The organism is Kutzneria kofuensis (genome assembly GCF_014203355.1).
Classification (GTDB): domain Bacteria; phylum Actinomycetota; class Actinomycetes; order Mycobacteriales; family Pseudonocardiaceae; genus Kutzneria; species Kutzneria kofuensis.
This window is the reverse complement of sequence record NZ_JACHIR010000001.1, coordinates 6,571,250-6,592,018: the sequence shown is the minus strand read 5'-3', so window position 1 is coordinate 6,592,018 and position 20,769 is coordinate 6,571,250. Positions and strand designations below refer to the sequence as shown.

Sequence of the window (20,769 nt, the reverse complement as noted above, 5' to 3'; positions counted from 1 at the left end):
AGCGTCGGCGCAGCCTTTCGAGATGCAAGGAAGGTTCACGGACGGTAACTTCTCCCCGGCGACCGACGGGCAGCGCCGCCGGACGCTTCCTGGCCCGATGGACGCGCAGGGGACAGCCTCAACGTCCCAACCGCTCCCGGTCGCAGTGGACAACGCATCCGGGCCGTAGACGGGAAGGCGCCTGCCCCCAGACAGCGGAGCAGGGCCCCTCCCGCTCGGGAGAGGCCCTGCTCGTTAATCCGAAAACCGCAGCTGGCTTCAGTCGGCACTGAAGCTGCAGTGCTTACATACCCACGGCGGAGTAGAGCTGGCCGACCTCGGCGCGGGTGAGGCGGCGCAGCGAGCCGGGACGCTGGTTGCCGAGCTGCACGCCGGCGATCTCGGTCCGCACGAGGCGCTGGACGGGGTAGCCGACCTCGGCGAGCAGCCGCCGCACGATGTGCTTGCGGCCCTCGTGCAGGACGACCTCGACCAGAGCCTTGCCGGGCATGGAGTCGACCAGCCGGAACGCGTCGACCTTGATCGGGCCGTCCTCGAGCACGATGCCGGCCTTGAGACGCTTGCCGACGTCCTTGGCGACGGGGCCGGGGACCTCGGCCAGGTAGGTCTTCAGCACCCGGTACGAAGGGTGCATGAGACGGTGGGCGAGCTCGCCGTCGTTGGTCAGCAGCAGCAGGCCCTCGGTGTCGACGTCGAGCCGCCCGACGTGGAACAGCCGGGCGCCGCCGGACTCGGCGCGCTCCCGCACGTAGTCGCCGACGCAGGGGCGACCCATCTCGTCGGACATGGTGGAGTGCACGCCCTTGGGCTTGTTCAGCGCCAGGTGCAGGGTGTCCTCACGGACGATCACCCGGCTGCCGTCGACGTGGATGACGGCCGTGTCGGGGTCGACCCGCCGCCCCATCTCGCGCACGACCTTGCCGTCGACGCTGACCCGGCCCTCCGCGATCAGCTCCTCGGCCGCCCGGCGCGAGGCCACGCCCGCCTGGGAGAGCACCTTCTGCAGGCGCACACCGTCATCAGAGTTCTTAGCCGACATCGTCGATCGCATCCACTTCGGGCAGCAGCGGAGCGATCGGCGGCAGGTCCTGCAACGAGGACAGCCCCAACCGCTCCAGAAATAGTTCGGTGGTCCGGTACAGAATGCCACCCGTGTCCGGGTCGTTGCCCGTCTCCTCGATCAGGCCCCGCGTCACCAGGGTCCGGATCACACCGTCGACGTTCACGCCGCGCACCGCGGCGACCCTCGACCGGGTGACGGGCTGCCGGTAGGCGATCACCGCCAGCGTCTCCAGCGCGGCCCGGGTGAGCTTGGCCCGCTGGCCGTCGAGCAGCAGCTTCTCGACGTACGGGGCGTAGGTGTCCCGGGTGTGCAACCGCCAGCCGTCGCCGACGCGGCGCAGGTCGATGCCGCTGCCGGACTCGGTGTAGCGCGCGGACAACGCCTGCAGCGCCTCCCGGATCCGCTTCACCGGCTGCTCCAGCGCGGTGGCCAGCAGTTCCTCCTCGGCCGGCGAGTCGACGACCAGAAGCAGCGATTCGAGGGCGGCATGCAGGGTGGCGTCGTCGGTGAGGTCGGGCAGGGTCGAGGCGGGGGCCTCCTCGTCGTCCTCGGACGCCGTCGCCTGGTACGCCGCCGCCTCGTCGAGGATGGCCCCCATCGCCTCGGCGACGTCGACCGTGGCCACCTCCGAAGCATCGGATTCCGGTTCCGGGGCGGGTTCCTCCGACTCCTGCTCGGGCTCCGCCTCCCGCTCCGGTTCCGCCGGCGCCTCCTCGGGCGCGGGGTCCTCGGCGGGTTCCGGCTCCTCGGGTTCCGCCGGGGCGGGCTTGGCGGCTCCACCACCCGCCGCGCCCTCGAACTGCTCCTCGCCGCGCTCGTTCTCGGGTTCGGTCACCCGTACTCCTCCTCGTCGGCGAACGCCCGATCCACCTCGGCCGCCGCCTGTGCCTCCTCGACGCTGCCGCCGGACCATCGCAGCGTCAGCTCCCCGAGCGCCTCGTCCTGTTCGAACAGCACGGCGGCCTCGCGGTACAACTCCAGCAGCGCCAGGAACCGGGCCACGACCTCGACGGTGCTGCCGCAGTCGGCGACCAGCTCCCCGAAGGTGGCGACGCCGGCCTCGGCCAGCCGCACCCGGATGATCGCGGCGTGCTCACGAACGGAGACCGCGCCCATGTGCAGGTGGGTCAACGACACCGTGGGCGGCGGCTTGGGCCGGAACACGGTGGCGGCGAGTTCGGCGAACCGCTGGGGGCTCATGCCGATCATGACCTCGGGCAGCAGGTCCGTGTAGCGCTCCTCCAGCGACACCGACCGCGGGTACCGCCGCAGCGCCCCCGCCTCCAGCTCGCCGAACAGGGCCGCGACCTGCTTGTAGGCCCGGTACTGCAGCAGCCGCGCGAACAGCAGGTCGCGGGCCTCCAGCAGCGCCAGGTCCTCCTCGTCCTCGACGTCGCCGGCGGGCAGCAGCCGGGCCGCCTTGAGGTCGAGCAGGGTCGCGGCGATCACCAGGAACTCGGTGGTCTCGTCCAGGTCCCACTGCTCGCCGAGGGTCTTCAGGTGCGCGATGAAGTCGTCGGTGACCCGGCTCAGCGCCACCTCGGTGACGTCCATCTGGTGCTGCGAGATCAGCTGCAGCAGCAGGTCGAACGGTCCCTCGAAGTTGTTCAGCCGTACGGTGAACTTGCCGCTCGGGGCCTGATCGGCCGGGATCCCGGGATCCACATCAGTCATCCCCGACGATGCCCTTGACCAGCTGCGAGTCGGCGCCGTGCCGGGTGAAGTCGGCCAGCACGGCGGCGATGGCGGCACGCACCACCCGACCGCGGTCCACGGCGATGCCGTGCGCGGCGCGCAGCGCCAGCCGAGCGTGTTCCAACGCCAGCAGCTCCTCGTCGGACAGGTAGACCGTGATCTTCGCCTCGTGCTTGCGGCGACCGGTTCCCGCCGAGGATACGGGTCCCTCCGGAACCGGGGCCTCGCCGGGGGGAACTGTCCTGGGCACACTGGTGGACCGGAACAACTCGGCCGCACCCGGAAGCTGGACGCGGCGAGTCACCTGGCGATCACCTCGCGGGCCAACGCGCGGTAGGCCTTGGCGCCGGAGGAGCGCGGCGCCCACGTGGTGATCGGCTCGCCGGCGACCGTGGTCTCCGGGAAGCGCACCGTCCGGTTGATCACGGTGTCGAACACGGTCTCGCCGAACGCCTCGACGACGCGCGCCATGACCTCCCGCGAGTGCAGCGTGCGCGGGTCGTACATGGTGGCGAGGATGCCCGTGATCTCAAGCTTGGGGTTCAACCGTTCCTTGACCTTCTCGATGGTGTCGATCAGCAGCGCGACGCCGCGCAGGCTGAAGAACTCGCACTCCAGTGGGATTAAAACGCCGTCGGCCGCGGCCAGCGCGTTGACGGTGAGCAGCCCCAGCGAGGGCTGGCAGTCCACGAGCACGTAGTCGTAGTGGTCCATCACGGGTCGCAGCGTGCGCACGAGGGTGTGCTCACGGCCGACCTCCGACACCAGCTGCACCTCGGCAGCGGACAGGTCGATGTTGCTGGGAAGCAGGTCCATGTCGGGGACGCAGGTGCGCATCACGACGTCCTCGATGCCGACCGCGCGCTCCATCAGCACGTTGTAGATGGTGCGGTCCAGCTGGTGCGGCTGGATGCCCAGCCCCACCGAGAGCGCACCCTGCGGGTCGAAGTCCACCAGCAGCACGCGGCGGCCGTACTCGGTCAGCGCCGCGCCCAGGTTGATGGTGGAGGTGGTCTTGCCGACGCCGCCCTTCTGGTTGCAGACGGCCAGGATCGTGGCCGGGCCGTGGCTGGCGATCAGCGCCGGCTCGGGGACGTGCCGCTGCGGCCGGCCGGTGGGGCCGATCTCGCCGTCGGCGGCGACGTCCGGGCCGTCGTCCTGCTCCGGGCGCGCGTGCGGCGCCAGGCTGAGCTCGACGGAGGGTCCACGAACGAGCCGCTCCTCGGAAGGCTGCGGTGTCGACATGGCTCCAGTCTCCTCGTAACCTGACTCTCCTTGAGCCGCAGCGTAAGGCGCTGCGGGGAGTGCGGCAACGCGCCTCGCCGTAGCGTGTCGCACGCGTTTGAGCTGCGCCGATTGCTGCAAACGGCCTAAATCACGCCAGAGCCCGGGGATGGGCGGTGGCATAGACCTCACGCAGCGTGGTCACCGTGACCAGGGTGTACACCTGGGTCGTGGTCACCGATGCGTGGCCGAGCAGCTCCTGCACCACCCGCACGTCCGCGCCGCCCTCCAGCAGGTGGGTGGCGAAGGAGTGGCGCAGCGTGTGCGGCGAGACCTCGACGCCGATGCTGGCCCGATCGGCCGCCGTCTTCAGCGCCTGCCACGCGCTCTGCCGCGACAGGCGGCCACCGCGGGAGTTCAGGAACACCGCCGGGGTACCACGTCCGTGTCGGGCCAGATCGGGCCGGGCGCGGATGAGGTACGCGTCGACGGCGGCCAGCGCGGGTCGCCCGATCGGTACCAGGCGCTGCTTGCCGCCCTTGCCGTCCAACAGGACCGTGCGCTCGCCGCGGTCGATGTCGTCCAGGTCGAGGCCGACCGCCTCGGAGATGCGCGCGCCCGTGGAGTACAGCAACTCCAACAGCGCGCGGTCACGCAGCGACCGCGCGTCCTGGCCCGTCGCCGTGTCCAGCAGGCGCAGCACCTCCTGCACCGGCAACGCCTTCGGCAGCCGGCGCGGCGGCACCGGCGGGTGCACCTCCCGGGCCGGATCCTGCTGGGCAATGCCCTCGCGGAACGCGAACTTGTGCAGGCCGCGCACCGCCACCACGGCCCGCGCCGCCGACGACGCCGCCAGCGGCGGATGGTCCGAGTCCCCTTCACGCAGTGCGGCCAGGAACTCGGTGACGTGCGGCTCCGTGACGTCGGCCAGCGACGTCACGCCCGCTTGGGCCAGGTGTTCGCTGTACCGACGCAGGTCGCGGGCATAGGAGTCGAGTGTGTTGCGGGCCGTGCCGCGCTCTACCGCCAAATGGTCCAGGTAGCTCGCGGTGGCCTCGCGGAGGGCCGTGGGGATGTCGGTGACTTGCGGCGCGCTCAGCGGGAGTTCACCTCATTCCGGGCCGACTCACGCCGTAGCCTAGACCCGCGATCAAGGGCACGCTCCGGGCGACCGATGGACCGCTGCCGGTTGTCATCGACGAATCACTGTTGCAGCGACTCCGGCGGCGCCGGCTTCGCTAACGAACTGCTGGTGGCCGCCGACAACACTGATGAGATCGAATTGGTCGACGGCCACCGTCTCTACAACGGCGCTTGACGCGCGCGGGGAGGTTCAGCTGTCGCGGTTGCTCATGGCGGCCGCACCTCCCCTCGCTGATCCATCCAGGTCACGGTGGCTGACCTGGCTCGCTCGGTGTGATTGGCTGACCGGGTCAGGACAGTCACCGCAGGGAGTGCCGGAGCACGATTATGGACGACACGGGGCCGGTAGCCGGTGCCTCGCTGCACGTCCGTGACCTCCTGGTCACTCCCCGTCGCTGGACTCTGTGGCGGCAGCGCCCCCGCCTGATCGCGTTCTGTCTGGTCACGGAGGCCGTCGCGATCGGGACTACGGTCCTGGCGGCGGAATGGGTTCACCCGGGCGTGAAGGACGTCCTGGTGATGCTGGCGCTGGCGGTCCTGGGCATCACGCAGGCGGAGCTGGGCCGGCAGGTGGAGCGGGTCCGCCGCCGGGTGAACGGCACGCCGCACATCAACATGACCTCGGTCTGGACGTTCGCGGGCGTCCTGCTGCTGCCGCCGGCACTGGTGGCGGCGTTGGTCGCGGTCCTGTACGCCCACCTGGCGCTGCGCAGCTGGTACCGGCTGCAGCGGGTGCCGGCGTTCCGGAGCGTGATCAACGGGTCCGTGGTGGTGCTGACCTGCTACGTGGCGCGGTTGGTGCTGGAGCTGTTCGGCGTACACGGCATCGGCGACGTGTTGCAGCACGGTTGGCTGGGCGTGGCCGCGATCGCCGGCACGGTGGCGGCGTACTTCGTGGCCAACGCGCTGCTGATCCTGGGCGCGCTGAACCTGACGTACCGCTCGATCAGGGAGCTGTTCGGCGGCTGGGCGGACAACCTGGTCGAGCTGGCCACGCTGTGCCTGGGCACGCTGACGGCGCTGGCGATGGCGACGCAGCCGGTGCTGGTGGTGATGGTGGTGCCGCCGCTGCTGGTGCTGCACCGGGGCGTGCTGGTCAAGCAGCTGGAAGTGGCGGCGACCAAGGACGAGAAGACCGGCCTGTTCAACACGCTGGGCTGGCACAACCTGGCCACCAGCGAGCTGGCCCGCGCGGGCCGGACCAACGAGACGACCGGCGTGCTGATGGTCGACCTGGACCACTTCAAGCAGGTCAACGACACGTACGGGCACCTGGCCGGCGACCTGGCGCTGAAGGCGGTGGCCGACACGATCACCGCTCAGGTCCGCTCGTACGACTCGGTCGGCCGGTTCGGCGGCGAGGAGTTCGTGGTGCTGCTGCCCGGTGTGGCCGAGTCGCACGTCGTGGCGGTCGCGGAGCGCATCCGGCACGCGGTGAGCGAGCTGGTGGTGCCGGTCGACTTCGCCGACGACGGCCGCGTGATCAAGGACCTGTCGGTGTCCATCGGCGTGGCCATGTACCCGACGGCCGGCACGGTGGTCGATCGCCTGCTGCACGCGGCGGACACGGCCTTGTACAGCGCCAAGAACAGCGGCCGCAACAAGGTAGTCAGCTTCTGACGTCAGGCCGTCCGCTCGCGGGCGGCGGCGGCGACCACGCGGGTCGCCATCACGGTCCGGTTCCGCCCCTGCCGCTTCGCCTGGAACAGCGCCCCGTCCACGGCCAGCAGCAGATCACTCAGCTCCGCCGCCGACCCGGGGAACACCCCGGCACCGATGGACACAGTGAGCCCGGTGACGGCGACGTCCCGCCCCTCCAGGTCGTGGATGTCGACGGACAGCGCCTGCACGGCCGAGCGCACCCGCTCGGCGGCGGCACGCAGCTCGTCGACGCCGACCGCGGGCACCAGCACGGCGAACTCCTCGCCGCCCCACCGCCCGACCAGGTCCAGTGACCGCACGGAATGGCGCACCGTCTCGGCGACGGCGGTCAGCACCTGGTCGCCGGCGAGGTGCCCGTAACGGTCGTTGACCTCCTTGAAGTGGTCCAGGTCGATCATCAGCACGCCGACGGTCCGGGCCAGCCGGCGGGCCCGGTCCAGCTGGTCGGCGGCCCGGTCGGACCACCAGGCGGCGTCCACCAGCCCGGTCTTGGAGTCGGTGTGCGCGGCGATCCGGAACTGCGGCAGCAGCAGGCCCATGTGCAGGGCGAGCACGGTGACCAGCAGGATCGGCATCGACCACGGCCGGTCGACGGTGAACACGCCGACGGCGTAGCCGAGCCCGACGCTGGCGGCGATGATCAGCTGGTCGGAGGCGTGGCCGAGGGCCTTGCGGGCGGGCTGGTCGGGGTTGGACGCGACGATGGCGCCGACCACCAGCGCGTAGTTGACCAGCCGGTACGCCAGCCCCGCGACGATCACCGCGACGGCGCCGAGCGGCCCGTCGAGCTCGGCGGCGTACGGCGGCCCGCCGGCCGGGAAGAACGCGGCGAAGGCCAGCTGGCCGGCGCCGACGGCGAGCACGACGGTGGCCGCGGAGAAGACCTTCCGGTACGCGATCGCCTGGCCGCGGAACACCCGGAACCACTCATGGGTGAACGACAACGCGATCAAAGCGGCCAGCAGCGGCAGCGGCAACAACAGCACGCCGGCGAAATACCAGACGCTCTGCATATGTGTGTACGGGCTGCCCTCGGCGGCAACTTCGCGAATACGTTCGATTCCCTGGGCGGCTTCCAGGTGAATGGCGGAAGCGGCGAGCAGCAGGCCGAACCAGAGCAGGGACGTGGGCGTAATCGGGGTCAGCGTCGCGGTCGTGACCAGCATGAGTACGGTCGCCAACTCCACCGCGACGACGTACGCGAGAAGTCCTCTTGGGAGGGACCATAGACGCCAGCGACGTGGGTCGACCCGATTCACGACGCGCCACCCCCGTCCCGGAAAACAGTCACTGTAATCAGGGATCGACGCAGTGTCGTGCTCCGCTCGGGGGAAACGAAAATCACGTTCCACCCCCACACGGAGGCACATCATGATCAAGCGCAGCGAATCCCCCCGCACCGGCCGTCCCTCCGAGTGGCGCCGCGTCGGCCGCCCCAGCGAATGGCGCTGACGGCTTAACCGGGGGCGGGTGTCGGCCGTGTCGAGGACACGGCCGACGCACCTCCCGCTGCACGCCACAGCAGGCCGACGCCGACGGCCGCCGCCACCCCGACCACTCCGGCGACCGCGACGGTGCCGTGCGGGCTGAGCTGCTCGGCGACCACGCCGGCGAGCCCGACGCCGACCCCCTGGGACACCTTCAACGCCGTCACGGCCAGCCCGAACGCCTGGCCACGGCGGTCATCGGGCACGCTGCGCATGAACGTCGTGCTGGCGGTGACCTGGTAGCCGCTGGCGAACCCGCTGAGCACGAACAGCAGCACCACGATCGGCGCCGCTGGGTCGACGACACACACGACAAGCGGCAGGCACGAGCCCACGGCGAGCAGCGGCAGCGCGCGAAGTTGGGCCGCCGCCGAGAGCCGCGCCAGCACGAGCATGCCGGCGACCGCGCCGGCGGCGAAGCCGGCGAACAGCAGGCCGACCAGCGTCGGCCCGCCGCCCAGCTCGGTCGCGTACGGGGCGGCGAGCGCCTCGCCGGCGATGTAGATGCCGGAGATGCAGGCGAAGGCGATCAGTGCGCGCAGCCGAGGCGTCGTGGCGACCAGCCGAGCGCCGGCGACGAGATCACTCCCCCAGCCACGCTTGATGACCTCCGTCGCCTTGGCGGCGGCGTCGCGGTGCCGGATGCCGAACAGCACCAGCGCAGCGGAGGCGGCAAAGGTCGCGGCATCCGCGAGCAAGACGCCACTCGTACCAATGGCGACGATCAGCGCGCCGCCCCCGGCGAAGCCGGCGACCTGTGCGGCCTGCCCGGCCGAGGACAACCCGGCCTGCCCCGCCGGATAGTCGTGGTCGCCGAGGATCTGCGGCAGCAACGCGCCGCGGGCGGCGTTCGCCGGCGCCCCGGCCAGCTGCACGACGACCAGCAGCGTCGCGATCACCGGGAAGGACGTCCCCGGCAATGCCATCACGGCCACCAGCACGGCCCGCAGCACGTCGGCGACGATCATCACGGTGCGTCGCGGATGCCGGTCGGCGATGCCGGCCAGCAGCGGACCGCCGACCAGGTCGGGCAGGAACGTCAGCGCGTAGGTCAACGCCGTCAGCGCGGGCGACCGCGTCCGGTCGAAGATCAGCACCGACAGCGCGACCCGCGCGAACTGGTCGCCGGCCATGGAGATCGTGTACGCGGACAACAGCGCGCGGTACTCACGGCTGGCGAACACGGCCATGCATCCACCCCCGGTGACCGACCGCAGCAGGGCTGTGACGCAAGGTACACCGGATCCCACCCGTGTCGATCCCGCCGAACGGATCCGGCGCGGCAGCCCGGATCGATTCCGCCGAACGGGATGGATCCGGGCGTCCGTGTCGTTCGGATGTTCATGACGGATTTCAACACCCAGGTCATCGAGGAGTTCCGGGCCAACTCCGGCAAGGTCGGCGGGCCGTTCGAGCAGGCCAACGTCGTCCTGATGACGGTAACCGGGGCCAAGAGCGGCGCCGAGCGCACCACCCCGGTCGTGTACTTCAACGACGGCGACCGCATCTACGTGATCGCCTCGGCGGGCGGCTCGACCAAGCACCCGGCCTGGTACCACAACCTGGTCGCGAACCCGGAGCTGACCGTGGAGGTCGGCACCGACAAGTACCGGGCGCGGGCGGTGCCCGTCACCGACGACGCCGAGCGGGACCGGCTCTACGCGCACGCGGTGTCGCTGATGCCGGGCTTCGGCGAGTACGAGAAGCAGGCCAACCGCCGCATCCCGGTGCTGTACCTGGACCGCGTCTAACAGTCGTCCCGGTCGAAGCGCAGCCGGCCCTCGATCACATCCTCCGCCACGTCCGCGAGGCCACGCCCGGTGAGAAAGGCGTGGCCTCGCAGGCGAAGGAAGGCTTCGCTGAGGCCGCTGCGCAGCTGTACGGAGATCACGCCGGTGGCTTGGTGCACGCTGTCCCAACGGGTGCCGAAACCGCCGGCGAACAGGTTCTCCTCCTGGCTGCTCGGCTCGTCGTCGACGTGTTCGAGCAGCAGCGCCATCGCCGCGTCCGAGTACAGGAGCGCATCTCGGTACTCGACGGTGCTCAGGTCTCCAGGCACTGAACGGTAGATCTCCAGCACTCCCACGGCGATCGAGCCCATCTGCAACGGGAACGCGAACACCGCCCGCACGCCTGCCTCCACGGCGGCCTGCGCGAATACCGGCCAGGGCGATGGCGCGGTCAGGTCGACGGCGAGCATTGGACGTTCGTCGGCCAGTGTGTCCACGGCGGGTCCTTCGCCCAGTGTCACCTGGAGTTCCGCGATGGTTTCCGCCGCGAGGTCGGTGGCGTACACGGGCTCGCCCTGACCAAGATCCGACACCACGTACTGGACGACCCCGACAGCGTGCATCCGCTCCGCGCAGGCACGGCACACGTGCCGGACGGCGACGGGGACTCCCTCGTCCTGCGCCATCTTGTCGATGGACGCGGTGACCTCACGCGCCCGGCCGTCCTCCACACGCCACCGTCCCCGGCCCTCGGGCCCCCCGCGTGCAGCCGTACCACGTGGCGCGCCAGGCCGGGAGGGCATTTCGGCCTCGGTCGCACTCACCGTAACAGCGGCCACTACAAAGTCCGTGTGAGCGTAGGTATCGTCGAAGCGCGTCGAGTCCCCGCGCGCTGGGTACCCCCTGTCCGGCGGAAGGGGCACGATGCTCACCACCGACCACACCACCATCCGAGCAGTGCTGGCCCGCGCCTGTGCCCGGGTCGGCCTGGACGACAGTGGGGCGCGGGTCGTGCGATGCGTCAACAACGCCGTGTACCGCCTGGAACGGCATCCCATCATCGTGCGGATCACGCTCACCCCCGGCCTGCGCCGGCGCGCGTTGGCCGCGGTCGAAGCCGCCCGGCTGTTGGACCGGCATCGCGTGCCCGTGGTGCAACCCGCGCACGGCGTGCCGCAGATCGTGCACGTCGAGGAGCACGTCGTCACCTTCTGGCTGCGCGCCGCCGACACCGGCCGCACGCCGACCGCGTCGGAGCTGGCCCGGCTGCTGCGGCGGCTGCACCGCGTGCCGCCCGCCGGGGCCGCCTTACCGCGTTGGGATCCCGTCACGGATCTGCGAACCCGGATCCACGACGCCCGCACCCGCGGCTGGCCGGAGGCCGACCTGGATCTGTTGGCCCGCCGCTGCGATGCCGTCGAGAAGGCGCTGTCGAAGATCCGCTACCAGCTGCCGGAGGGCGTCATCCACGGCGACGCCCAGGTCGGCAACCTCATCGCCACCCCCGGCGGCGTCATCTGGTGCGATCTCGACACCGCCTGCATCGGCCCCCGCGAGTGGGACCTGGTGCCCGTCGCCGTGCGGCAACTCCGCTTCCAGCACCGGACCGATCAGCAGAGCCAACTCGCCGACGCCTACGGCTTCGACGTCACCCGCTGGCCGGGATTCGCCGTGCTGCGCGAACTCCGTGAGCTGAAGCTGGCGGCGGTGGGCCTGCCCATCGCCCGCGACGCCCGGTCCCGCATCGAACTGCGCCGCCGCCTCCACTCCATCCGCACCGGCGACACCACCACCCGCTGGACGCCGTACCACTGACCCTGGCGAGTCCCGCCCACAGTCACACCGAATGTAGGAATCCGTTTCCTACATTCGGTGTGACGCTAAGCGGGACTCGCGGGGGTTTACCTCGCGGCGAACCTGGTCGGCCGGTCGATCCAGGGGGTTTCGGCCGGGCGGGGTTCCGCCGCGCCCGACAACACGGCGTGGGCGGCCAGGATCCCGCTCACCGAGGCGCCGTTGACGATCTCCCCGGCCAGCGCCATCCGGACCGCCTCCGACAGCGGGAACTTCTTCGACACCAGGTCGGTTTCCTCGTCGCCGTCGGGAACCTCGCGTCCCACATCGGAAACGCCCCGGGCGAGGAACACCCGCACCACCTCGTCGGTGAAGCCCGGTGACGCGGCCACGTCCACCAGCGTCACCCAGGACTCGGCGGCCAGGCCGGTCTCCTCGGCCAGCTCCCGCTGCGCGGCGACGACCGGCTCCTCGTCGACGACGTCCAGCAGACCGGCCGGCAGCTCCCAGATCCGGCGGCCCAGCGGGTGCCGGTACTGGTGGATCAGCGTCACCTGGCCGTCGTCGTCCAGCGCCAGCACGGCAACGGCGCCGAGGTGCTCCACGACCTCACGCGTCGCCGTCCCACCGCCGGGCATCACCACGGAGTCGGCCCGCAGGGCGATCACGCGCCCCTGGTAGATGTCCTTGCTGTCGACAACCTCGAACACATGCCGCTGGTCGCTCGCAGTGTTGGATGGTTCGCTCGCAAGCTCGCTCACGCGTTCACCTCGGCCAGCTCGACGGGCAGCCGCTCGGCGGCGACGTAGTCCAGCGCCGCGCGGATGAACGCGGCGAACAGCGGATGCGGCCGGGTCGGGCGGGACTTCAGCTCCGGGTGCGCCTGCGTGCCGACGAAGAACGGGTGCTTGTCGGCGGGCAGCTCCACGAACTCGACCAGGTGCCCGTCCGGTGAGGTGCCGGAGAAGACCAGGCCGGCCTTGCTCAACCGGGCCCGGTAGGCGTTGTTCACCTCGTAGCGGTGCCGGTGCCGCTCGGACACCTCGGTCGTCCCGTACGCCTTCGCCGCCTGCGACCCGGGCAGCAGCTTCGCCGGGTACGCCCCCAGCCGCATGGTGCCGCCCATGTCCCGCTCGCCGGCCACGACGTCGGTCTGGTCGGCCATGGTGGAGATCACCGGGTTCTTCGTGGGCTCGCCGAACTCGTCGGAGTTGGCGTCGGCGATGCCGGCCAGCCCGCGGGCGGCGTCGATCACCATGCACTGCAGGCCCAGGCACAGGCCCAGGGTGGGGATGCCGCGGGTGCGGGCGTAGCGGATGGCGCCGATCTTGCCCTCGATGCCGCGCACGCCGAAGCCGCCCGGCACCAGCACACCGTCCACACCGGACAGTGCGTGCGCGGCGCCGGCCTCGGTCTCGCACTCGTCGGACGGAACCCACACGATCTGCACCTTGGCCCGGTGGGCGAAGCCGCCGGCCCGCAGCGCCTCGGTCACCGACAGGTACGCGTCGGGCAGGTCGACGTACTTGCCCACCAACGCGATCCGGGCCGTCTCGCTGGGGTTGTGCACCCGCTCCAGCAGGTCGCCCCACACCGTCCAGGACACGTCCCGGAACGGCAGGTCCAGCCGCCGCACCACGTACGCGTCCAGGCCCTCGGCGTGCAGCACCTTGGGGATGTCGTAGATCGACGGCGCGTCCGGCGCGGCCACCACGGCGTCGGTGTCGACGTCACACATCAGGGCGATCTTGCGCTTGAGGCCGTCCGGGATCTCCCGGTCGGCCCGGCACACGATGGCGTCGGGCTGGATGCCGATGTTGCGCAGCGCCGCCACCGAGTGCTGGGTCGGCTTGGTCTTCAGCTCGCCGGACGGCGCCAGGTACGGAACCAGCGACACGTGCAGGAAGAAGCAGTTGTCCCGGCCGACGTCGTGCCGGACCTGGCGGGCGGCCTCCAGGAACGGCAGCGACTCGATGTCGCCGACGGTGCCGCCGACCTCGGTGATGACCACGTCCGGCGCGACGCCGTTCTCGTCGGGGTCGGCCATGGCCCGGATCCGCGACTTGATCTCGTCGGTGATGTGCGGGATGACCTGCACGGTGTCGCCGAGGTACTCGCCGCGCCGCTCCTTGGCGATCACCGCCGAGTACACCTGGCCGGTGGTGACGTTGGCGGACCCGGACAGGTCACGGTCCAGGAACCGCTCGTAGTGGCCGATGTCGAGGTCGGTCTCGGCGCCGTCCTCGGTGACGAAGACCTCCCCGTGCTGGAACGGGTTCATCGTGCCGGGGTCGACGTTGAGGTACGGGTCCAGCTTCTGCATGGTGACCCGCAGGCCACGCGCGGTGAGCAGCTGGCCGAGGCTGGAGGCGGTGAGCCCCTTGCCCAGCGAGGAGGCCACACCTCCCGTCACGAAGACGTGCTTGGTCATCCGTGCCTGTGACAAGAGTGGCTCCCGTGGTGACTGGTCCGTACGTAGGCCGCCGGCTGGGCCGACCGGCCTTTCCACGGGATTTCACAGTAGCACCTCACCCGGTGGCGGATGTGGGAGCGGGTGCCTGCGCGTTGCCGGCGGTGCCGTAGTTGCCGGACTTGCCCGCCGCCGCGTCGCGCAGCGCCAGCACGGTGACCACCTGCCCGGCGGCATTGTCGACGTCGTCCACCGTGGACAACACGGACGTCGTCGCACCGTCGGCACGGACCACCGCCAGCGGCCCGAAGTTGTCCGCCGACCCCGTACGCCCGGCCAGCACCGTGCCGCCGCCGGACCGCTGGACCTGCGTGGCGAATCGGGCGATCACCGCCGCCCGGTCGGCGGCCCCGTTGCCGCTCGCGGCCCCGCCGGTGAGCACCAGCGCCAGCTGCGCGGCGTGCAGGCCCTGGCCCTGGCGGACGTAGCCGCCGCTGGCCAGCCCGGTCAGCGCCGCGGCCGTCTCGTCGGGGGACGCCTGCGGCTTGCCGGAGGTCTTGTCGAGCAGCAGCAGCGGCCCGATCAGCCCGCCGGCCAGGGTGCCCGGATCGGACGCCGTCGGCAGCTGCACGCCGGCCGGCAGCAGCCGGGTCACCAGCGACCGCAGCTGGTCGGACTTGGTCGGGTCGGTGAACGCGTCGGTCAGCTGCAGCTCGCCGGTGACGGTCGCGCCGGCCGCCCGGAGCAGGGCGGCCACGCCGTCCCGGTCGGTGGTCTTGGCGTCCGCGGTGGTGATCAGCACGACCGACTTGCCGTCCAGCGCGCCGCGCACCGCCAGCGGGCCGGTGGCCAGCGCGTACCGGTCGGCGTCGGTGAGCCGGCCGGTCAGGTCGGTCTGCTTGGACTGCAGGTCGGACACCTGCTTGCTCAGGTTGGCCCGGTCGTCGGCGAGCCCGCCGAGCACCCGGTTGCTCAGCGACGTGGAGCCGAGCACGACGCCGACGGCGAGCGCGAGGAACACCGCGGCGATGGAGATGACGTGGTTGCGCAACGAGATCACTGGAACAGGCCCCCAAGCCAGCTGACGAAGTTCTGCCACGCGCCGGCGATCAGCGTCGGGTAGACGCTGCCGACGTCGGACACCAGCAACGCGACCGCGACCACCGCGGCCACGGCGAGCACCAGCAGCAGCACGGTGCCCAGGGACACCCGGGAGCGGTGCAGCTCGGCCACCGCGTGCGAGTCGATGAGCTTGCTGCCCAGCTTCAGCCGGGTGAGGAAGGTGGACGGGATGGAGCCGCCGGTGCCGCGGTCCAGGAACTCCCGCAGCGTCGCCCGGAAGCCGACGGTGACCACCAGGCTGGCGCCGTGCGCCTCGGCCAGCAGCAGCGCCAGGTCCTCGGCGTTGCAGGAGGCGGGGAAGGTCACCGCGCCGATGCCCAGGTCCTGGATCCGCTCCAGGCCCTGCGCGTGCCCGTCGGGCTGCGCCGGCAGCACCACCTCGGTGGCCGAGCGCAGCGCCTCGGTGCTGATGCCGTCCGGGTCGCCGACGATCACGTCCGGGGTCAGGTTGGCGTCCAGCAGCGTGTCCGCGCCGGCGTCGACGCCGATCAGCACCGGCCGAAACTCCTTGATGTACCGGCGCAACCGGCGCAGGTCCTCGACGTGGCCGTAGCCGGGGGCGACCACCAGGACCTGCCGACCGCGCATCGGCACGTACAGCTCGGGCACGCCGTGGCCGTCGAGCACCAGGCCGCGTTCCCGGCGCAGGAACTCGATCGTGTTGGCGGAGAACGCCTCCAGCTGGGCCGACATCCCGGCCTTGGCCTCGATCAGCTGGTCGGCCACCGACTCCGGGGTCTGCTCGACGCCGCGGGCCAGCTCCCGCTCGTTGTGGAAGACGACGCCCTCGTGCAGCCGCAGCTTGGTGCCGTCCTTGATCGTGCTCAGCACGCCGGAGCCGACGTCGTCGATGAGCGGGATGCCGGCGTGCAGCAGCGCCTCGGGGCCGAGGTTGGGGAACCGCCCGGAGATCGAGGGCGACGCGTTGACCACGCCGACCACCTCGGCCGCGATCAGCGCCTCCGCGGTGCGGCGGTCGAGGTCGAGCGCGTCGAGCACGGCGATGTCGCCGGGCCCGATCCTGCGCAGCAGGTCGTCGGTGCGTCGGTCCACCCTGGCGACACCGGTGACGCCTGGCAGCACTTCCTGTGTCCGCGACAGCAGTCCGGTGAGCTTCATGCCCTCGATGGTCACTCAGCCCAACGGGTTGACCCGTTCGCCACGCCGCACTGGTGCCCGCAGGTCAACCGGTACGGGTGAGTCTTCACCTTGGCCGAACGCAAGTTGCACGCACAGCAACGGACAGCGCCTGACAGAACCGGATCGGGAGAACGCTCACATTCGGTTGCCGCGCAGGTCAGCCACATTGGACTCAATGGCCGTTTCATGATCACTCTTTCCAGCGGTACCAGAGTGGACGGTCGGCGATAGCGTCTTTCCCGTGGTGATCGGGACGCCGTTCGTGGGCCGTCGACGCGAACTGGATCTGTTGCGGGGCAAGCTGTTCGACCCCCGTCCCGGCGCCGCGCGGTTCGTCGGCGTGACCGGCGGGCCGGGCCTGGGCAAGACCCGGCTGCTGGCGGAGTTCGCGGCAGTCGCCCGTGACGCCGGCGTGCCGGTGGTGGCCGGGCGCGCGAGCGAGTTCGAGCGCCATGTTCCTTTCGGCGTGCTTTCGGGCGACAGTTCGTCCACGGTGGACATCCACGATCCCATCGATGTCGAGCGCTACCGCGTGCACCGCGCGATCCGCTCCCGGCTGGTCGAGCTGGCCGCCCCGGCGGGCCTGGCGCTGCTGCTGGACGATGTGCACTGGGCCGACGACGCGTCCCTCGAACTGCTGGACCACCTGGTCCGACACCCGCCGCGGGCCCGAGTCGTGATCGTCGCGGCGTACCGGCCGCGGCAGGCGCCGCCGCGGCTGTCGGCCGCACTTTCCGACGGCGTCGAGGAGATCGAACTGGGCGCGCTGACGTTCGCCGAGGCGCGGGAGCTGTTCGGCGACGATCTCGATCGGGCCCGGTACGCCGCCGCCGCCGGCAACCCGCTGTATCTGGAAGCGCTTGCCCGTCACCCGGACGCGGACGGTCACGGGGCCCTGGCGGCGGAACTGGCCACTCTCGGCCACATCGACCTTCAGGTGGCGCGAGCGGTTGCGGTCGTCGCCGATGTGGCCGAGCCGACGTTGGTCGCCGCCGCCGCGGACCTCTCGCTGGCGGAGACCCTCGCCGCGCTGGACCGGCTCACCGAACGCGATCTTCTTCGTCCACTGGGGACCTCGGGCGGCGTGCGCTACCGGCACCCGCTGCTCCGAAGCGTGGTATACCAAGGAATCGGCAGCGGCTGGCGGTTCTCCGCGCACGCCCGCACCGCCGCCGCGCTGGCGGCGCGCAAGGCGCCGGCGACCGTCCGGGCACATCACGTGGAACAGTCGGCCGTGCACGGCGACAAGGCCGCCATCGACGTGCTTGTAGAAGCAGCCGTCGCATATATGAACACTGCTCCGTCCACGGCGGCGCACTGGCTGGGCGCGGCGCTGCGCCTGCTGCCGGCCGAGCCGGCGGTGCCGCGGGCCCAGGTGGTCGGCTTCTGCGCACAGATCGAGCGGCTGCTCGGCCGACACGCCGAGGCGCATGCGTTGGTACTGGGTGAGCTGAACGGACTGTCCGATCCGGACAGCGCGGCGGCCGCGGTGCTCAAGCTGGAGCTGGCGGCCGGCGGGCTGGTCGGTGGCAACTTCGCCGAGGTCCGCGACTGGGCGCGGGAGGCGCTGGCGACCGCGCGCCGGGTCGGCGACGCCCCGCTGCTCGCCGCGACCACCGGCGGCTGCGTGCAGCACGCGTACATCAAGGGTGTGATGGACGACGAGGTGCTCGGCCTGCTGGACGAGTCGACCACGATGGTGGACTCGTTGCTGGACAACGATCTTGCCCGGCACCTGGACGCCGTGCTGTTCCTCGGCTGGAACGAGCTCGTGTACGAACGGCTCGACGGCGCCCTCCGGCACCTCGCACGCGGCCTGCAGCTGGCCCGCGCCACCGGTCAGAACCATCTGGTGACGTACCTGCGGATCGGCCAGGGCACCGCGTACGGGCTGCTCGGCCAGCTGCACGAGGCGGCGGCGTGCTTCGACGACGCCGCCGAGGCCGCGCTGCTGACCCGCAGCGACGAGCTCCGCACCATGGCCTTGGCTCAGCAGGCGTGGATCGTCACCTGGCTGGGTGATCCGACCGAGGGCGTCCGGCTGGGGACCGAGGCGGTCCGGCTGGCCGGACCGGTGCGCGACTGGTTCTCCGGCGTAGCGCACGGGATGCTGGCCCAGGCCAAGCTGTACGCCGGCGACCCGGCCGGGGCGGTCGAGCTGCTCCGCCGGGCCGGCGGCGACGACCAGCTGTCCGGCTTCGAACCCGTCACCCGGGTGAGTTACCTGGAGCTGTTGGCCGCCGCCGAGGCGGAATGTGGCCGTCCCGAGGAGGCGATGGTCTACGCGGAGCTGGCGCAGAAGGTGGCCGGCACGCTCGGCCGGCAGCTGCCGCTGGCCTTCGCCGGGTTGGCCCGGGCCCACCCGCTGCGGGCCGGTTCCCCGTCGGAGGCCGCCGAGCACGCGCTCGCGGCGGCCGAGAAGTTCGCTCACATGGGTGACCGGGTGGACTCGGGCCGGGCCCGCCTCGTCGCCGCCGGCGCGCTGGCCGCCGCCGGCCGGGCCAAGGCCGCACGGCACGAGGGCGACCTGGCCAACTCGCTGTTCCGCGCCTGCGGGGCGGCGCTGTTCGAACGCATGGCGGGCCGGTTGGAGCCGGCCGTGCGGGTCCTGCTGACGCCGCGCGAGCTCACCGTGCTCGCGCTGGCCGCCGAGTCGCTCACCGCCGAGGCCATCGCCCGGCGGCTGGGCATCGCGACCGGGACCGTCCAGAAGCACCTGGAGAACGCCTACCGGAAGCTCGGCACGGGCGACCGGCTCACCAGCGTGCTCCGGGCCCAGGCGCTCGGCCTGTTGCCGCGCGCCGAGACCCAAAGCCATTGACTCTGACGTTACGTCAACTTCTACCGTGGTTTTCACACCGAACGAGATCAGGAGGGCAGCGGTGGAGTGGTCGATCCAGGACATCGCCCGCTCGGCCGGCACCACCAGCCGGACCCTGCGCCACTACGGCGAGATCGGGCTGCTCAGGCCCAGTCGCGTCGGCAGCAACGGCTACCGCTACTACGACCAGGACGCGCTCGTCCGGTTGCAGCGGATCCTGCTGCTGCGGGAGCTGGGGCTGGGGCTGCCCGCCATCGCCGAGGTGCTGGCCGGCCAGCGGGACACCGCGGCCGCGTTGCGCACCCATCTCGACCTGCTGGAGCAGGAGCGGCAGCGGATCACCCGCCAGATCGCTTCGGTGCGGACGACGTTGGAGAAGACGGAAGGGGGCCAGCAGCTGATGGCCGAGGAGGTATTCGACGGGTTCGATCACACCCAGTACAAGGAGGAGGTGATCGAGCGCTGGGGCAAGGACGCCTACGACAGGAGCGACCAGTGGTGGACCTCGCTCAGCGAGGAGGAGAAGCGGGGCCACCAGCAGCGGCAGCTGGACATCGCCGCCGATTTCGGCCGGGCGCACCAGGCCGGGCTCGCCGCCGACAGCGATGTCGTGCAGGCGATCACCAAGCGCCTGCACGAGTGGCTCGGGGCCGCGGCGAACGTCACCAAGCCGTATTTCATCGGCCTGGGCGAGATGTACGTGGCGGACCCCCGCTTCACCCAGAACTACGACCGGCACGGCGCCGGCACCGCCGAGCTCGTCCGTGACGCGATGAAGGTCTACGCCGAGCGGAACCTGTAGTTGCCGACGCCCGCTAGGTTCGGATTCCGAACCTAGCGGGCGTAGCCTTGTCCTCGTGGCTACCTACACCGGCGAGGACTGCTCCCTGGCGCGGACCCTGGAGATCGTCGGCGAGCGCTGGACGCTGCTCATCGTCCGCGACGCCTTCTACGGCGTGCAGCGCTTCGCCGACTTCGCCGCGCACCTGAGCATCCCTCGCGCCATCCTGTCCGAACGCCTCGCCCTGCTCGTGCAGTCCGGCGTCCTGTCCAAGTCCCCCGGCACCGGTCGTCGTGAGCACTATCGCTTGACCGACAAGGGAATCACCCTCTGGCCCGTGCTGCGTTCCCTCGTGGCTTGGGGCGACCAGCACTACGCCCCCAACGGCCCCCGCCGTCACTTCCGGCACTTCGCGGACAACGGTGACGTTGACGCCGCCGGTGTGTGCGTGGAGTGCGGGAAAGCCTTGGCTGTGCGGGATTATGTGGTGGCACCCGGCCCCGGCGCCGCGCCCGCAGGCCCCGACGCCGATGTTGTCACGCGTGCCCTGGCCCAGCCACGCCGGCTGCTGGAGCCGATTGTCGGCTAGCTCCCCACCGTCGCCCGCGCTGGAGCCAACTGTCGCCACCCCGCGCCGGCTTCTCCCCCTCTCCTCCCTGAACACCCATTGAGCTGGGAGCGCTCTCGGGTGTGCAGT

19 protein-coding genes are annotated in these 20,769 nt (G+C 71.2%); 6 read left to right on the top strand and 13 right to left on the bottom strand.

The genetic code is table 11. The features are described from left to right. Window positions 1-283: 283 nt before the first annotated feature. The 6 genes from BJ998_RS30565 to xerD form a co-directional block, all read right to left on the bottom strand. Window positions 284-1,039, bottom strand: coding sequence for a pseudouridine synthase (locus BJ998_RS30565; protein WP_184866793.1), 756 nt, complete (start codon window positions 1,037-1,039; stop codon window positions 284-286). After that, the gene (scpB, locus tag BJ998_RS30560; RefSeq protein ID WP_312890403.1) at window positions 1,029-1,898 is read right to left on the bottom strand and encodes an SMC-Scp complex subunit ScpB; all 870 of its coding nucleotides are present in this window, start codon (window positions 1,896-1,898) and stop codon (window positions 1,029-1,031) included. The genes BJ998_RS30565 and scpB overlap by 11 nt, the downstream gene beginning before the upstream one ends. Beyond that, complete coding sequence (locus BJ998_RS30555; protein ID WP_184866791.1) at window positions 1,895-2,737, bottom strand: segregation and condensation protein A; 843 nt, start codon at window positions 2,735-2,737, stop codon at window positions 1,895-1,897. The genes scpB and BJ998_RS30555 overlap by 4 nt, the downstream gene beginning before the upstream one ends. Then, on the bottom strand, window positions 2,730-3,062 hold the full coding sequence (locus tag BJ998_RS30550; protein ID WP_184866790.1) for a hypothetical protein: 333 nt from the start codon (window positions 3,060-3,062) through the stop codon (window positions 2,730-2,732). Before BJ998_RS30550 ends, BJ998_RS30555 begins: the two co-directional genes overlap by 8 nt. Then, complete coding sequence (locus BJ998_RS30545; RefSeq protein ID WP_184866789.1) at window positions 3,059-4,003, bottom strand: ParA family protein; 945 nt, start codon at window positions 4,001-4,003, stop codon at window positions 3,059-3,061. Before BJ998_RS30545 ends, BJ998_RS30550 begins: the two co-directional genes overlap by 4 nt. A gap of 130 nt (window positions 4,004-4,133) precedes the next feature. Then, complete coding sequence (gene xerD, locus BJ998_RS30540) at window positions 4,134-5,057, bottom strand: site-specific tyrosine recombinase XerD (protein WP_312890581.1); 924 nt, start codon at window positions 5,055-5,057, stop codon at window positions 4,134-4,136. A gap of 395 nt (window positions 5,058-5,452) precedes the next feature. Here xerD and BJ998_RS30535 point away from each other — a divergent pair, with 395 nt between their 5' ends. After that, window positions 5,453-6,745: a GGDEF domain-containing protein gene (locus BJ998_RS30535; protein ID WP_184866788.1), complete on the top strand. Its 1,293-nt coding sequence runs from the start codon at window positions 5,453-5,455 to the stop codon at window positions 6,743-6,745. 2 nt (window positions 6,746-6,747) lie between these two features. Here the strand turns inward: BJ998_RS30535 and BJ998_RS30530 are convergent, their stop codons facing one another. Both BJ998_RS30530 and BJ998_RS30525 read right to left on the bottom strand, forming a co-directional pair. Beyond that, the gene (locus BJ998_RS30530; RefSeq protein WP_312890402.1) at window positions 6,748-7,974 is read right to left on the bottom strand and encodes a GGDEF domain-containing protein; all 1,227 of its coding nucleotides are present in this window, start codon (window positions 7,972-7,974) and stop codon (window positions 6,748-6,750) included. Window positions 7,975-8,243: 269 nt separating this feature from the next. Further along, window positions 8,244-9,464 (bottom strand): MFS transporter, encoded by a 1,221-nt coding sequence (locus BJ998_RS30525; protein WP_184866787.1) that lies wholly within the window; start codon window positions 9,462-9,464, stop codon window positions 8,244-8,246. A 153-nt stretch (window positions 9,465-9,617) separates the two neighbouring features. On the opposite strand from BJ998_RS30525, the gene BJ998_RS30520 reads away from it, so the two are divergent. Then, window positions 9,618-10,025, top strand: a complete 408-nt coding sequence (locus BJ998_RS30520; protein ID WP_184866786.1) for a nitroreductase family deazaflavin-dependent oxidoreductase — start codon at window positions 9,618-9,620, stop codon at window positions 10,023-10,025. Here BJ998_RS30520 and BJ998_RS30515 read toward each other — a convergent pair. Beyond that, window positions 10,022-10,735 (bottom strand): GAF and ANTAR domain-containing protein, encoded by a 714-nt coding sequence (locus tag BJ998_RS30515; RefSeq protein WP_184866785.1) that lies wholly within the window; start codon window positions 10,733-10,735, stop codon window positions 10,022-10,024. The two genes, BJ998_RS30520 and BJ998_RS30515, sit on opposite strands and share 4 nt — an antisense overlap. Window positions 10,736-10,928: 193 nt before the next feature. On the opposite strand from BJ998_RS30515, the gene BJ998_RS30510 reads away from it, so the two are divergent. Continuing rightward, a complete protein-coding gene (locus tag BJ998_RS30510) occupies window positions 10,929-11,819 on the top strand; it encodes a phosphotransferase family protein (protein ID WP_184866784.1) in 891 nt (296 codons plus the stop codon). 86 nt (window positions 11,820-11,905) lie between these two features. Here the strand turns inward: BJ998_RS30510 and BJ998_RS30505 are convergent, their stop codons facing one another. From BJ998_RS30505 to steA, 4 genes are all read right to left on the bottom strand, one after another. Beyond that, window positions 11,906-12,559, bottom strand: a complete 654-nt coding sequence (locus BJ998_RS30505; RefSeq protein WP_376775939.1) for an NUDIX domain-containing protein — start codon at window positions 12,557-12,559, stop codon at window positions 11,906-11,908. After that, the gene (gene pyrG / locus BJ998_RS30500; protein ID WP_184869046.1) at window positions 12,556-14,229 is read right to left on the bottom strand and encodes a CTP synthase; all 1,674 of its coding nucleotides are present in this window, start codon (window positions 14,227-14,229) and stop codon (window positions 12,556-12,558) included. The genes BJ998_RS30505 and pyrG overlap by 4 nt, the downstream gene beginning before the upstream one ends. A 97-nt stretch (window positions 14,230-14,326) precedes the next feature. Further along, window positions 14,327-15,268 carry a copper transporter gene (locus BJ998_RS30495; protein ID WP_184866783.1) on the bottom strand — a complete coding sequence of 314 codons (942 nt, stop codon included), beginning with the start codon at window positions 15,266-15,268 and terminating at the stop codon, window positions 14,327-14,329. Next, window positions 15,265-16,449: a putative cytokinetic ring protein SteA gene (steA, locus tag BJ998_RS30490; RefSeq protein WP_184866782.1), complete on the bottom strand. Its 1,185-nt coding sequence runs from the start codon at window positions 16,447-16,449 to the stop codon at window positions 15,265-15,267. Before steA ends, BJ998_RS30495 begins: the two co-directional genes overlap by 4 nt. Before the next feature lie 262 nt (window positions 16,450-16,711). Between steA and BJ998_RS49265 the strand changes: the two genes are divergently transcribed. From BJ998_RS49265 to BJ998_RS30475, 3 genes are all read left to right on the top strand, one after another. After that, window positions 16,712-19,291: an AAA family ATPase gene (locus BJ998_RS49265; RefSeq protein WP_184866781.1), complete on the top strand. Its 2,580-nt coding sequence runs from the start codon at window positions 16,712-16,714 to the stop codon at window positions 19,289-19,291. Between the two features lie 61 nt (window positions 19,292-19,352). Continuing rightward, window positions 19,353-20,093: a MerR family transcriptional regulator gene (locus BJ998_RS30480; RefSeq protein ID WP_184866780.1), complete on the top strand. Its 741-nt coding sequence runs from the start codon at window positions 19,353-19,355 to the stop codon at window positions 20,091-20,093. A gap of 55 nt (window positions 20,094-20,148) precedes the next feature. Continuing rightward, window positions 20,149-20,661, top strand: a complete 513-nt coding sequence (locus BJ998_RS30475; RefSeq protein ID WP_184866779.1) for a winged helix-turn-helix transcriptional regulator — start codon at window positions 20,149-20,151, stop codon at window positions 20,659-20,661. Window positions 20,662-20,769 lie beyond the last annotated feature (108 nt).

What these genes read in the sequence shown, in the direction of transcription:
- BJ998_RS30565 (WP_184866793.1), bottom strand. Translation starts at nt 1,039, where the DNA reads ATGTCGGCTAAGAACTCTGATGACGGTGTGCGCCTGCAGAAGGTGCTC.
- BJ998_RS30555 (WP_184866791.1), bottom strand. Translation starts at nt 2,737, where the DNA reads ATGACTGATGTGGATCCCGGGATCCCGGCCGATCAGGCCCCGAGCGGC.
- BJ998_RS30545 (WP_184866789.1), bottom strand. Translation starts at nt 4,003, where the DNA reads ATGTCGACACCGCAGCCTTCCGAGGAGCGGCTCGTTCGTGGACCCTCC.
- BJ998_RS30535 (WP_184866788.1), top strand. Translation starts at nt 5,453, where the DNA reads ATGGACGACACGGGGCCGGTAGCCGGTGCCTCGCTGCACGTCCGTGAC.
- BJ998_RS30525 (WP_184866787.1), bottom strand. Translation starts at nt 9,464, where the DNA reads ATGGCCGTGTTCGCCAGCCGTGAGTACCGCGCGCTGTTGTCCGCGTAC.
- BJ998_RS30520 (WP_184866786.1), top strand. Translation starts at nt 9,618, where the DNA reads ATGACGGATTTCAACACCCAGGTCATCGAGGAGTTCCGGGCCAACTCC.
- BJ998_RS30510 (WP_184866784.1), top strand. Translation starts at nt 10,929, where the DNA reads ATGCTCACCACCGACCACACCACCATCCGAGCAGTGCTGGCCCGCGCC.
- pyrG (WP_184869046.1), bottom strand. Translation starts at nt 14,229, where the DNA reads ATGACCAAGCACGTCTTCGTGACGGGAGGTGTGGCCTCCTCGCTGGGC.
- steA (WP_184866782.1), bottom strand. Translation starts at nt 16,449, where the DNA reads ATGAAGCTCACCGGACTGCTGTCGCGGACACAGGAAGTGCTGCCAGGC.